Annotated in this window: 13 protein-coding genes; 6 read left to right on the forward strand and 7 right to left on the reverse strand. The window is 41.1% G+C overall.

All coding sequences use genetic code 11. From position 1 onward, the window contains the following. Position 1: 1 nt before the first annotated feature. Together porG and E0F88_RS22340 are read right to left on the reverse strand one after the other, a co-directional pair. A complete protein-coding gene (gene porG, locus E0F88_RS22335) occupies positions 2-685 on the reverse strand; it encodes a type IX secretion system protein PorG (RefSeq protein ID WP_131960505.1) in 684 nt (227 codons plus the stop codon). 36 nt (positions 686-721) lie between these two features. Beyond that, the gene (locus E0F88_RS22340; protein ID WP_165940128.1) at positions 722-1,732 is read right to left on the reverse strand and encodes a DUF6089 family protein; all 1,011 of its coding nucleotides are present in this window, start codon (positions 1,730-1,732) and stop codon (positions 722-724) included. 247 nt (positions 1,733-1,979) lie between these two features. On the opposite strand from E0F88_RS22340, the gene E0F88_RS22345 reads away from it, so the two are divergent. From E0F88_RS22345 to E0F88_RS22355, 3 genes are read left to right on the forward strand one after another with little or no spacing between them, the layout of a single operon-like run. Further along, a complete protein-coding gene (locus E0F88_RS22345) occupies positions 1,980-2,606 on the forward strand; it encodes an ABC transporter ATP-binding protein (RefSeq protein WP_131960506.1) in 627 nt (208 codons plus the stop codon). A gap of 59 nt (positions 2,607-2,665) precedes the next feature. Then, the gene (locus tag E0F88_RS22350; RefSeq protein WP_131960507.1) at positions 2,666-3,895 is read left to right on the forward strand and encodes an ABC transporter permease; all 1,230 of its coding nucleotides are present in this window, start codon (positions 2,666-2,668) and stop codon (positions 3,893-3,895) included. A gap of 55 nt (positions 3,896-3,950) precedes the next feature. Next, entirely contained in the window at positions 3,951-4,400 is a 450-nt protein-coding gene (locus E0F88_RS22355) for a YEATS domain-containing protein (RefSeq protein WP_131960508.1), read from the forward strand. Between the two features lie 12 nt (positions 4,401-4,412). Here the strand turns inward: E0F88_RS22355 and E0F88_RS22360 are convergent, their stop codons facing one another. Together E0F88_RS22360 and E0F88_RS22365 are read right to left on the reverse strand one after the other, a co-directional pair. Continuing rightward, positions 4,413-5,498, reverse strand: coding sequence for a complex I subunit 1/NuoH family protein (locus E0F88_RS22360; RefSeq protein WP_131960509.1), 1,086 nt, complete (start codon positions 5,496-5,498; stop codon positions 4,413-4,415). Between the two features lie 109 nt (positions 5,499-5,607). After that, on the reverse strand, positions 5,608-6,618 hold the full coding sequence (locus E0F88_RS22365; protein ID WP_131960510.1) for a gliding motility protein GldB-related protein: 1,011 nt from the start codon (positions 6,616-6,618) through the stop codon (positions 5,608-5,610). Between the two features lie 16 nt (positions 6,619-6,634). On the opposite strand from E0F88_RS22365, the gene E0F88_RS22370 reads away from it, so the two are divergent. Beyond that, positions 6,635-7,507 (forward strand): Rossmann-fold NAD(P)-binding domain-containing protein, encoded by an 873-nt coding sequence (locus E0F88_RS22370; RefSeq protein ID WP_131960511.1) that lies wholly within the window; start codon positions 6,635-6,637, stop codon positions 7,505-7,507. A 75-nt stretch (positions 7,508-7,582) separates the two neighbouring features. On the opposite strand, the gene E0F88_RS22375 is transcribed toward E0F88_RS22370, so the two are convergent. From E0F88_RS22375 to E0F88_RS22385, 3 genes are all read right to left on the reverse strand, one after another. After that, complete coding sequence (locus E0F88_RS22375) at positions 7,583-8,743, reverse strand: TlpA disulfide reductase family protein (protein WP_131960512.1); 1,161 nt, start codon at positions 8,741-8,743, stop codon at positions 7,583-7,585. Positions 8,744-8,778: 35 nt separating this feature from the next. After that, a complete protein-coding gene (gene gatB / locus E0F88_RS22380; protein WP_131960513.1) occupies positions 8,779-10,272 on the reverse strand; it encodes an Asp-tRNA(Asn)/Glu-tRNA(Gln) amidotransferase subunit GatB in 1,494 nt (497 codons plus the stop codon). A gap of 135 nt (positions 10,273-10,407) precedes the next feature. Then, positions 10,408-10,956, reverse strand: coding sequence for a c-type cytochrome (locus E0F88_RS22385; RefSeq protein ID WP_131960514.1), 549 nt, complete (start codon positions 10,954-10,956; stop codon positions 10,408-10,410). A gap of 277 nt (positions 10,957-11,233) precedes the next feature. Between E0F88_RS22385 and rpmG the strand changes: the two genes are divergently transcribed. Together rpmG and E0F88_RS22395 are read left to right on the forward strand one after the other, a co-directional pair. Beyond that, entirely contained in the window at positions 11,234-11,416 is a 183-nt protein-coding gene (gene rpmG / locus E0F88_RS22390) for a 50S ribosomal protein L33 (protein ID WP_131960515.1), read from the forward strand. Positions 11,417-11,513: 97 nt separating this feature from the next. Next, on the forward strand, positions 11,514-11,666 hold the full coding sequence (locus E0F88_RS22395; RefSeq protein WP_015813059.1) for a DUF4295 domain-containing protein: 153 nt from the start codon (positions 11,514-11,516) through the stop codon (positions 11,664-11,666). Positions 11,667-11,731 lie beyond the last annotated feature (65 nt).

An 11,731-nucleotide genomic window follows, 5' to 3' on the forward strand; every position in this document is an offset into this window, starting at 1 on the left:
ATCATTTGGGGCAGAATATCCTGAAAAAGGTGTACGTTACAGACAATCGGACATAGTAATACGAATCCTTGCGAGACGGATCTCCCTGCTGAAGTTTATCGGTTGAAACCGGATCTCCACCTAAATTATCCAGATAATCCGTAAACGTTTTCCGTGTACCATATTCCAGCCCAATATTCCAGGGACGACGAATCTGATATTTTATACCTACACCATAGGGAAGTATCAATGAACTCGTTTTGTAATCACTGGTTTTAATATCCGGTTTAAAACTGCTCAAACCGACACCACCAAATAGATATGGAGTCCAGTTCACTGCAAAACGCCTGTCTTCGTAATCCAGAAAGTTGTATTCTGCAACCGCGCTGCCTTCAATAATTCTTGTTCGGAACGACATATTTCTAGCCTGCTGAAACGGATCTTTACTGGCAGCGTCATCAGCTCCGATTAAACCGCCGGCGAGCTCCGCCCGTAATGACAACGCCTGACTGGGATTATATCTGAAAAACAAACTTCCACCCGGCTTGAAAAATCGAAACCGAAAATTGGGAGCAATATCACCTTTATAATTGAATCCGCCCAAACCAGCTCCTATTTCGACTTTTTGAGCAGAAGCCGTGTGAGCAATTGATAGAATAAAAACACAAATACTTGCCAAAAGAACCTTGGGCAAGTATTTATTCATTAAAATGTTATGACGGTAATTCAATTGGATACCTAGTTACTTCAGTGGAGGACATTTAATCTGAGCAGGCAAAATATAATGAACGCTAATCGTCCCAACCATGTAAGCATCTTTCATCGTCGGACTATTTCCCCTCGGATTGCCTGCTGACGCAAAACCGGTAGTTGGAAGCGTTGCTAAAGGATCATTGGAATCAATCAAATAATTGACCTGAAGAAACTTCTTTATTGCCTCGCTTCTGTCAGCGCCTTTTCTCACGGCCACCGGGTTTGTTGACCTGTTTGCCATGGCAGCGGCCAGAGGATCATCCGCAAATAAAGCAGGATCCGCATAGTTTCCATGCGCGTCATCCAGATAATCCGTAAAAGTATACCGGAAACCAAGCTCGGCAGAAACATCAAATTTCGAATTGATTTTGTAACGAACCCCTACCCCAAACGGAATTGCAAATTGAACAAGGGAATAGGGTTTTTCATAACCTTCATTACCCTGACCTTCTGTTCCTAACGGTTGCAATTTAACCCAGTCTCCTTTTAGAGAATCCAGTGCTTTGGGGTTATGTGCAGTTAAAGCGATACCAGCAAAAAGGTAAACTCCGAGTTGTGGACGCCTGTCATAACTACGGTTATCAGGAGTTAATTTAAAAATTCCCTGTAAAGAGAATTCCTTCAAATCATTACGAAAATGCAGATTTCGGGCATAATAAACATTACTTTCACGCTTTGAGCTTCGGTTCATGATGTAATCATCACCGGCAATTCTTGCATAAGTAAATCCTGCTCTTGCAGCCAACCGGGGAGTAAAATGGCGTGTATAATTACCGCCTGCACTCCAGCGCATCATTTTAAATGTTGAAGCAAGTGGTGTTCCGTAAGGAGCTAAGTCCCCATAATAATTTGCGGTACCCAGGCCAACGCCGACAGAAGAATAAGGCATAAAAATGCCGCGATTCTGCGCAAGTACCTCTCCGTCTGTAAATAAAAATCCAATAGTCAAGATCAGCGACAGCGCTCCGGTTACTCCTTTCAATTCAAAATTTCTACGCATTGGGATCATTTTTTTTGCAAAAATAAAACAGTTGTCGGTTTTCCATAGATTAATCTCCTTTTCAACGTATTTCTTTATTATTTATTTGTGCTGGCTTTAAAATTTCTGTAACCGTCTTTACCACCCAGAGTCATATACGCACTTCTTCGCACCATTGCTGCCTTTAGCTACAATTAAATCCTGCTTATTTTTCTTTAAAAGGCAAAAACTTCCTTATCATTGTATAGGTCAAAAAACCGTTTCCCTGATGATTAGCAGCAAGAACCTTCAATTTTCATATTCAAGTCAAAAGCACTTTAACTTTCCGGATATTTTTTGCGCAGACAGTGAAACCCTGCTCATTTTAGGACAGTCGGGTAAAGGTAAAACAACCTTGCTGCACTTACTTGCTCTCTTACTCAAACCGGAGTCCGGTGAAATTAACATTGCAGGAAATGAGGTTAGCAGCTTTACACCCTCCCAAATTACAAAGGTCAGGGCACAAAACATTGGTATAATTTATCAGCGTGCTCATTTTACCAGCTCACTTTCTGTAATGGACAATATTTTGCTGCCCAATTACTTTGCAGGTAAGCGACAGGACAAGACAAAAGCTATCTGCCTTGCTGAACAACTGGGATTTGCAGATCATCTTTCTAAAAAAGCAAATCAGCTAAGCCAGGGCGAGCAGCAAAGAGTTAGCATCGCAAGAGCATTAATGAACAACCCCAATGTCATACTTGCAGATGAGCCTACTTCAAGTCTGGATGATAATAATTGCCAAAAAGTAATTGAATTATTAAAATCACAATCCAAACTTATTGACGCCAGCCTGGTGGTTGTAACGCACGATCAGCGATTAAAAGACGAATTTGCTAATCAGATCTTTTTATAACAGCTCTTGAATAACTGGCTTAACTCAAACCGCCGAACAGAAGAATCTTTAAATTTAATATGAACCTTTTTAAAATCAGTGTTGCAAATCTTAAAGAGAAAAAGCTTAACAGTTTTCTCAGCGCGTTACTTCTTACGCTTGGGATTGGAATGATTTCGCTGCTCCTTTTGCTTAACAAACAGCTGGACGAGCAATTCAGGCGTAACATTCGTGGTATTGATATGGTTGTGGGAGCCAAGGGAAGCCCCTTGCAGCTTATACTCAGCAGCATTTATCAGATCGATGCTCCTACCGGCAACATCCCTTTGTCGGAGGTAAACAGTCTCAAAAGAAATCCCTTTGTCAAAAACGTTATCCCGTTATCTATGGGAGATAATTACCAAGGATTCAGGATTGTAGGAACATCGGCGAAATATCCGGAACATTTCCAGGCAAAGGTCATTTCCGGAAAACTTTTCGATCAATCCATGGAGGTCACTTTAGGAAGTAATGCGGCTAATAATCTTGGTCTCAGGATCGGCGATAGTTTTGAAAGCTCACACGGTCTTGATTCCGAAGGAGATAAACATGGAGACAAAAAATATAAGGTTGTTGGAATATTCGACCCGACCGGATCGGTTTTAGATCAATTGATACTCACCAGCCTTTCCAGTGTTTGGGATATACATGGCCATGCAGAAAAACCAGCACAACCAACGTCTGAATTGCTGGGTGATGAACATTCCCAAGAACATCATGAAGATGAAAAACAGGTTACCAGTGCATTGATCCAGTTCCGAAACCCGATGGGCCTGCTTACTTTACCGCGTCAGGTAAATGAAAACACTTCAATGCAGGCTGCTCTTCCCAGTATTGAAATCAACAGGTTATTTTCACTTCTTGGCGTTGGTATAGAAACGTTGCAAAACCTTGCTATCATTATCATCACCATTGCCGGTGTAAGTGTATTTATTTCTCTTTATAATTCCTTAAAAGAAAGAAAATACGAAATGGCACTGATGCTTTCCATGGGAGCGACAAGAACACGCCTGTTTTTTATGCTTTTGCTTGAAGGATTGATGCTTGCTTTGATTGGTTATGTAGCCGGAATAGGTCTGAGCAGAATCGGATTGTATCTGTTTAACAAATCGACCGAGAAGGATTTTCACTATTCGCTTAAAGAATTTAACCTCCTGCCGGAAGAGATTTACCTTTTTGCCGCAGCGATTGTCCTTGGGTTGCTGGCAGCAGCCTTGCCATCTCTGGGAATTTACAAACTGAATATATCCCGTACTCTGGCTGAGGAATGATATTCTTCTTAAATTTGTTGACTAACTGATCAGGCTTACCATTAAGATAACATTCATGAAATCACTACGTTTCTTCATAATTTTTGCATTTGCAACCTCCCTTTTTGCATTTACTCCTTCAAATGCTCCGGTTAAGCTGACTTGGGAAATATTGAGGGATGTTACTTTCAAGAAGAAATGGTATGCCGAAGAATCGATTTACATGCTTCACCCGACCTTTGGCCCAAGTGTTCAGAAATTAAAAAATCAGCAGGTAAGTATTACAGGTTACATCCTTCCGGTTGATTTGGATGCTAACTTATATGTGTTATCAGCCTTTCCTTTTAGTGCATGTTTCTTTTGCGGAGGTGCAGGACCGGAAACAGTTATGACACTAAACTTCAAAAAGAATTCCAGAAAGTTTAAAACCGATGAGCGTCTTACACTGACAGGTACACTTATGCTGAACGCTGATGATATTTACAAAATGAATTATATTCTGGACGGAGCTGAAATAGCGGAATAAAAAGACCACCCGTCAAATCCCGATCAGTCTCCAGACACCCGAAATAAAGAATAATACCAGCCCCACAGGCGTTAACACTTTCCATCCCAGATACATCAGCTGGTCAACACGCAGACGTGGTAGTGTCCAGCGCACCCACATTTGAACTAATACACCGGAAAGTGCTTTAAATAACAGCCAGAAAGCACCGGTTAGGTAACCAAGCCACGTCCCTGGCTCACCGCTGGTCCAATCCGCCAATCTTACCGGTCCGATGTTTGGAAAAGGCGTATTCCAGCTACCCAAAAAAAGTATTGCTCCCAGCAAAGAAACCAGCAGCATCATGCCATATTCGGAAAGCATAAATAATGCAAAGCGCATTCCCGAATATTCAGTGTGAAAACCAGCAACAAGCTCTGATTCTCCTTCCGGTAAATCGAACGGTGCACGATTGCATTCTGCCAAAGAAGCTATGAAAAACACGATGTATGCCAGCAGCAAAAACGGATTCCGGACAATATTCCAGGATAAAAACCCACCTACAGAAGTTACATCAATTCCAAGGCGTTTCATACCAAAAAGATAGATGGTATCCGGGCTAAAAATTCCCTGCTGAAAACTAATAACCTGAAGATCTAACGTTTGTGTGAGCATCACCACACACAAGATAGAGAGCCCCAGCGGAACCTCATAGGATATAATTTGCGAAACAGCACGCATTGCTCCATACAAAGCAAATTTGTTATTAGAGCCCCACCCTGCCATCAAAAGACCGATAACGTCAACAGAGATAATCGTCATCAGAAAAAAGACACCAACGGCAGCGCCGGAACCTGCAAGCGCCGGAGCGAGCGGTACCACGGCAAAACCTGCAAAAACAGAAACAAAAATTACGATGGGAGCAATCAGAAAAAGACGGCGGTCAGCGGCTTTGGGAACAATATCCTCCTTTTGAAGCAGTTTTAGCAAATCCGCAAACAATTGCAGAAGTCCCCACTTACCAACTTCCATCGGTCCCATCCGGTCCTGTATAAAAGCAGAAACCTTACGTTCCAGATACACGCCTACGATTACAAAGCCCGGAACGGCCAAAAGAAAAATGATAAGCGTTATCGGCATTGTAAACGGTAGTCAGATTTAATTCAGGAAAATTGTTCTATTTGATGACATTTCTATTAAAAGAAAGCTTATATAGTCAAAATCTCAACAGGCAAAAGTAATCAAAAACTTAGTTCTCTTCGTCCCTTTGCCCTTTATATCCTGATTCCTGCAAAATCTGCATGGCATTATCCATTTTCATAAGTTCCGGAAGTGTCAAATCAGGATTTTCTTCCATAAACATAGAAACAATCCGCCAGCCAACCCAACGCCCAATTCCACCCGGAACCTGATTGCCTATTTCGGTAGTAAAAGGTCGTTCGCCAATATACTTCTGCTTTTTCAATTCATTTTTTTCATAAAGCAGCTTGTTGGTAATAAAGTAAGCCCAGATATCCTGCTGACTGTTGTAAGTCCGGCTCAAATTTTCTGATGAATAACCCAGAATCAGGCTATCAGGCGTATTGGGCAATACCTGTTTGACAAATTCAAATCCTTTTCCATATCCTACCATTTCTGAAAGCAAGGTTGGATCCGTTGCATTAAGATGATTGTATTGATTGGACAAAAAGAAAATAACGGATGGAACGATATACTCTTTTTGATATCTTCTCAACTGATAATCAAAAACATCCGGACGGTAACCCGCTTTGGGTCCGCCAAAATAATCCAGACCAATGATGATCAGAGAATCGGATATATACAGATCATTTCCGGTAAAGCCTGTAATTATAAATTTGATTTTCGGTGATTTGAAGTCGGGATAACTTTCCCTGATATTAGCAAATGCTTCTTTTAGCGGGTTTACAATATTTAAAGTTCTGTCACCAATAATCGTGTCGATCCGGGTTTTAAATTCCTGCAAACCGGGATTTTGAAGAATATTAAATAAATGATTTGCCAGCTGTGCCGTGTCAGCTTGCGTATCGGTAAAATACAACGGCGTCAGATAGGGATGTTTATTTAAAAAAATTTGTACATCTTGAACCGATTTGCTTGCAAACAGCTCCTGATCCAGGTTTTCAACTGACACATCGGATATTTCGGGAGTTTTATCCGTTTCTTTTTTTGTGTCGGTTTTACATGAAACTGTAATCACAACTAAAAAACAGAAAAGCGTCAGCGTTCGAACAAAAATCATTGATAAATCAGTATAAATGAATAAAGAGTCAAAAATAGAAAAAAAACGGGTAAGCATTCTCGGCTGCGGATGGCTCGGGTTACAGTTAGCTAAACGCCTCCAGGAACTTGATATTACATCCGAAATAAAAGGAAGTACCACCTCCGCTGCGAAACTTGAAACATTTCAGAAAGAAGGAATACAAGGTGTTGAATTTAGTTTAAATCCCGAATTTTCGGCTGGTGAGGAAATTATTACGTCCTTCTTTGATTCAGACTTTCTCGTAATATCCATCCCTCCACGACTGGGAAAACATGAACCTGGGTTTCACCCGGAACAAATCGCGGCTGTTGTGAAAGCCGTTCAAAAGTCTCCGGTTCAGGAAATTATTTTTATCAGTTCTACAGGTATTTATCCTGATCTTAACCGTGTTGTGACAGAACAAGATGTTACTACACCTGACGAATCTGCGGCGCCAGACATGGTTTCAGCTGAAAATCTGCTTTTTGAGCTTCGAGAAAACATGACCGTATCTGTTCTGAGATTTGGCGGTTTAATCGGTTATGAAAGAATTCCGGGGAAATATGTCAAAGGCCTGAAAAACATGACAACCGGCTCCCTGCCGGTTAACTATATCCATCCGGATGATGCGGTTGAAATTATCATTACCATCATGCAAAAAGGTGTACTTAACGAAACATTCAATATCGTCGCTCCCTCGCATCCGACCCGGCGGGAAGTTTATGAAAGTACCTGCGCTGAATTCAACTGGGAAGCTCCCACCTTTTCTGAACCTGAAATCAAACCCGATTTTAAAATCATCTCGGCCGACAAGTTTTCAACTTTTTATAAATACAGCTTTCGTTTTCCTGACCCGCTGTATTTTAAATATCAGTTACCCGAAAACTAGTTTTCATACCCGCCTTTAAAACCAAAAAGTCCACTGAAAATCAGCGGACTTTTTGATTTTAACATTTGTATATATTTACTGGGCAGTTCCCAGTAATTCAGCCAGCTTTGCCTCCAAGGCAGCTCCTCTCAAATTTTTAGCAATAATTTTTCCTTCTTTATCCAAAAGGTAAGTCGCCGGAATGGCAGTTACACCATAAGTCTGGGCAACCGCAGAATTCCAGTATTTAAGGTCTGAACCATGCACCCAGGTTAAATTATCCTTTTTTATAGCTGCTTTCCACGGGCCCTCTTCCTTATCCAGGGAAACTCCGTAGATAGAAAATCCTTTGTCTTTAAATTTATCATACATCCGAACTACATTCGGATTCTCCATCCGACACGGACCGCACCAGGACGCCCAGAAATCGATGAGAACAAATTTACCGCGAAGGGAAGAAAGGGCAATTGGTTTTCCCTCAGGATTATTTAATGTAAAATCCGGAGCAAGTTCACCAACGGCAACACCAGTCATACGTTTGATCTGACCAATAAATCCCTGTGCAAGTGTCGGAGTTGGTTTTACTTTTTCAAATTCGGAAGCAAGGTTTTTTAATGTTGCAAGATCGGTATCCGGACTTAGAAAATTATTCGCCGTAAACAATGCGATTAATGAAGTACCCATTTCCGGCAGCATTTTTCTGATCACACCCATTCTTGCCTGATCGGCAGCGGCAAAAGATGACTGAATTTCCTGCACCTTTTTAGTATTTTTTTTCTCTTCAGCCGCAGCATATTCTTCATTCCAAACAGTAACTTTTGCTGCAAACTCCTGCATCAGCTCGTCTATCTTTGCATAATACTCCATGTTTTTAGAGCCGGTAATCACTGCTTTACCCGAGGCTCCCGCACTGGTTTTTGTAAAACCATCTGCCACAAGATTCATCGTTTCGCCACCTTCAACAAGCAAAACAACCTTTTGTCTGTCGGCTAGATTGAGCGTGTAAAAACTACCGCCGTCTTTTTCCTTTGCTTTGATCATAAAAGTGCCGTCCGCAGCTAACTGCGCAGAATCAACCTTTACGGCTGATCCGTTGGCCATAGTCTGCATAAGAGTAACTTTTTCTCCCTTTACTCCATTTTTAATTTTACCGTTAACCGTAAAGTATTTTGGCGCAATTTGGGCAAAAGCCGGGCTTGTAAGAAAAACTGCAAACAGAAAAAAGACAAACAGATATTTTATACCGAACTGCTTCATAATATGGACTATTTTCATTTGAATAAATGACGCACTTAAAGTTTTGCTGCAAGAAGCTGATTAACCAGCTTAGGATCCGCGGCTCCGTTTGACTTTTTCATTACTTCTCCGACAAAAAGTCCCATTAAACCCTTTTTGCCCTTTCTATATGCCGCAACCTTATCCGGCATCGACGCAATTACCTCATCTACCAACGTTTCAAGCTCATTTGTATTGCTGTTTTGCAGCCAGTTATTTGCAGTCGCGATCTCGTTTGGCATTCTTAACGGCTCGGCCAGCATAACCGGAAATATCTTTTGTGTTGCAATAGAATTACTCACCAAACCCGATTCTGTCAATTCAATTAACGCTGCAAGTCCTTCCGGCTTAACCGGAAATAACGTAATGTCCCCCTGATGTTCGTTTAAATAAGACTTAACCGGTCCCATCAGCCAGTTAGAAGCAGATTTATAGAAATTCGTTTTAGCACAAACGGCTTCAAAATAATCCGCAATCTCTTTTGTATCAGTTAAAACAAGCGCGTCATAAGCGGGAATACCATAAACCGTTGTAAACTTCTCCCGTAATTCTTTTGGCAAAGCCGGCATCGCCGAACGGATACCTTCCAGCCATTCCTCAGAAACCACAACAGCGCTCAGATCAGGATCCGGAAAGTAGCGATAATCATTCATCGTTTCTTTCATACGCATGCCATACGTATTGCCGGATTCAACATCGAACATACGGGTTTCCTGATGTATTTCACCGCCATTTTTAAGTAACTCAACCTGTCTTTTTGTTTCAAAGGAAATTGCGCGCATCATGTTACGGATCGAGTTCATATTTTTAACCTCAACCTTAACTCCCAATGCAGTTTCACCACGTTTTCTGATGGAGACATTTACGTCGCAGCGCAAAGAACCTTCTTCCATATTACCATCACTGATTCCCAGATAGCGAACCAAGCGACGAATTTCTGTGACGAAGGCTCCTGTTTCTTCTGCCGATCTCAAATCCGGTTCAGAAACCATTTCTACCAGTGGCGTTCCAGCTCTGTTGTAGTCAAGCAGGGTTTCCGTATCACTCCCGTCGTGAACTGATTTCCCTGCATCTTCCTCTAAATGAATATGATGAAAGCGGATCAGCTTCTCAACCATTTTCCCGTCTGCACCTTTTGTTGCAATGGTAACACCGCCTTTTTCACAAATCGGTTTTTTATCCTGTGATATCTGGTAACCTTTCGGAAGATCCGGATAAAAATAATTTTTTCTGTCAAAGGTCGTACGCCTGCTTATTGAACAGTCGCAAGCCAGGCCAAGACGGATGGCATATTCAACAGCCTTTTTATTTATTTTAGGTAATGTTCCCGGTAAAGCAATGGTTATCGGCCCAACGTTCGTATTGGGTTCAGTCCCAAAAAGATTCCGGTCCGAAGCAAATAGTTTCGACTCGGTCAATAGTTGACAATGCACTTCCAGACCGATCACGGTTTCATAGGAAGCCAAAAGTTCTTCGCTTATTTCAGAGGGAGTAATTTCTGTTTGAATCATAATTATTGCAAATGCTTTTGCAAAGATACAAATACGGGTCGTCCATAATATGAACGACCCGCATTTTCTGACTTAGTAAGTTGTTTCAAAGAAGTAAACCGAAGAAGCACCTCGGCTAGTTAATCCCTAATTACCTTATAATGAATTAATCCAGTTGGCAATAACCACAATATCCCCTTTTGGAACGTGTGCCAGCGGCGCCATTGGAGGATAACCAGGCCAGTGTTCAGGCTTAGGATTATGTACCAGTTCAACAATTTGCTCAGGCGTATATTTCTTTTTTGCTACTTCCGAATAAGCCGGCCCGATTACCTTGTCATATGCCTGATGGCAGGCAAAACAGGCATGTTTATTCAACAGAGCAGATACGTCTGCTGGTACCGGTTTACGCTTTGGTTTTGCATCTGCGGCCGGAGCGGCTGGTGTTGCAGCAGCAGTTGTATCGCCGGCCATTGCCGAATCAGTAACAGCCGGTGCAGCAGCAGGCTGTGCGGCAGGTGTTACTTCTGGTTTAGGATTTTTTCTCTCATTTTGTAATGTAACGAGCGCTGTTTCCTCTCTCGCTTTACTTCCGGCTCCGTAAAAGTTGTCATACTTTTCCTTGTCTTCCGTTGAAGAACAGCCGATCCATACAGAAGCTGCCAGGGCAATAATTGCCAGAGAAGTACTTTTTTTAAGTGTCATTGTTTTAATTTTTTAAAGAATTTCCGCCATGTTATCGCATTTCCCGATAATCCACTACACGAAGAAAGTAAGTTTGTGTTAGATTTCCCTCATATATTTTATAAATCACAACAATAAAATTGAGCAAAATTCCACATAAAAACCTAACAATAAATAGGTTAACACAAAAGTGAGATTTTAAAAATAGGTAATTTTATTTTTTATTTAAAATAAATTATTGTGAATAATATGAAATATCATTACTTTTGCAGTCCTATTTGTAAAACGATGTAAAGTAATGGCTAAGAAAGGTAATAGAGTACAGGTTATATTAGAGTGCACTGAACAAAAAGAAAGCGGTGTACCAGGTATGTCACGTTACGTGACTACAAAGAATCGTAAAAATACGCCTAGCCGTATGGAATTGAAAAAATTCAATTCTTTCCTGAGACGTTATACTCTACACAAAGAGATTAAATAATACTGTCTTAAAGTTATTGCAGGATGTTAGTGGTTAATGTAATTTAGCCTCTCGTCTTGATTATATATAATTGATAACATTTTAAATATATACAGATATGGCAAAGAAAGTAGTTGCTACGCTGAAAAAAGAAGGTGGTAAAGCTTTTGCGAAAGTGATTAAAGCCGTAAAGTCTCCAAAAACCGGAGCTTATACCTTCAAAGAAGAAATTGTACCTCTTGACGGTGTTCAGGGTGCGCTTAAAAACTGAGGTTAAACACATTTCAGTTGCAGGTTTTGATATTGCAGTTTAAAAAGTCCCTTTCGGGACTTTTT

Origin of the sequence: Dyadobacter psychrotolerans (assembly GCF_004349265.1) — a bacterium.
GTDB lineage: Bacteria > Bacteroidota > Bacteroidia > Cytophagales > Spirosomataceae > Dyadobacter > Dyadobacter psychrotolerans.

Excerpts from the sequence above, each read along its gene's own strand:
- E0F88_RS22370 (WP_131960511.1), top strand. The coding sequence starts at position 6,635 with ATGAATAAAGAGTCAAAAATAGAAAAAAAACGGGTAAGCATTCTCGGC.
- E0F88_RS22345 (WP_131960506.1), top strand. The coding sequence starts at position 1,980 with ATGATTAGCAGCAAGAACCTTCAATTTTCATATTCAAGTCAAAAGCAC.
- E0F88_RS22355 (WP_131960508.1), top strand. The coding sequence starts at position 3,951 with ATGAAATCACTACGTTTCTTCATAATTTTTGCATTTGCAACCTCCCTT.
- E0F88_RS22395 (WP_015813059.1), top strand. The coding sequence starts at position 11,514 with ATGGCAAAGAAAGTAGTTGCTACGCTGAAAAAAGAAGGTGGTAAAGCT.
- porG (WP_131960505.1), bottom strand. The coding sequence starts at position 685 with ATGAATAAATACTTGCCCAAGGTTCTTTTGGCAAGTATTTGTGTTTTT.
- E0F88_RS22365 (WP_131960510.1), bottom strand. The coding sequence starts at position 6,618 with ATGATTTTTGTTCGAACGCTGACGCTTTTCTGTTTTTTAGTTGTGATT.
- rpmG (WP_131960515.1), top strand. The coding sequence starts at position 11,234 with ATGGCTAAGAAAGGTAATAGAGTACAGGTTATATTAGAGTGCACTGAA.
- E0F88_RS22385 (WP_131960514.1), bottom strand. The coding sequence starts at position 10,956 with ATGACACTTAAAAAAAGTACTTCTCTGGCAATTATTGCCCTGGCAGCT.
- E0F88_RS22350 (WP_131960507.1), top strand. The coding sequence starts at position 2,666 with ATGAACCTTTTTAAAATCAGTGTTGCAAATCTTAAAGAGAAAAAGCTT.
- gatB (WP_131960513.1), bottom strand. The coding sequence starts at position 10,272 with ATGATTCAAACAGAAATTACTCCCTCTGAAATAAGCGAAGAACTTTTG.
- E0F88_RS22360 (WP_131960509.1), bottom strand. The coding sequence starts at position 5,498 with ATGCCGATAACGCTTATCATTTTTCTTTTGGCCGTTCCGGGCTTTGTA.
- E0F88_RS22375 (WP_131960512.1), bottom strand. The coding sequence starts at position 8,743 with ATGAAGCAGTTCGGTATAAAATATCTGTTTGTCTTTTTTCTGTTTGCA.
- E0F88_RS22340 (WP_165940128.1), bottom strand. The coding sequence starts at position 1,732 with ATGCGTAGAAATTTTGAATTGAAAGGAGTAACCGGAGCGCTGTCGCTG.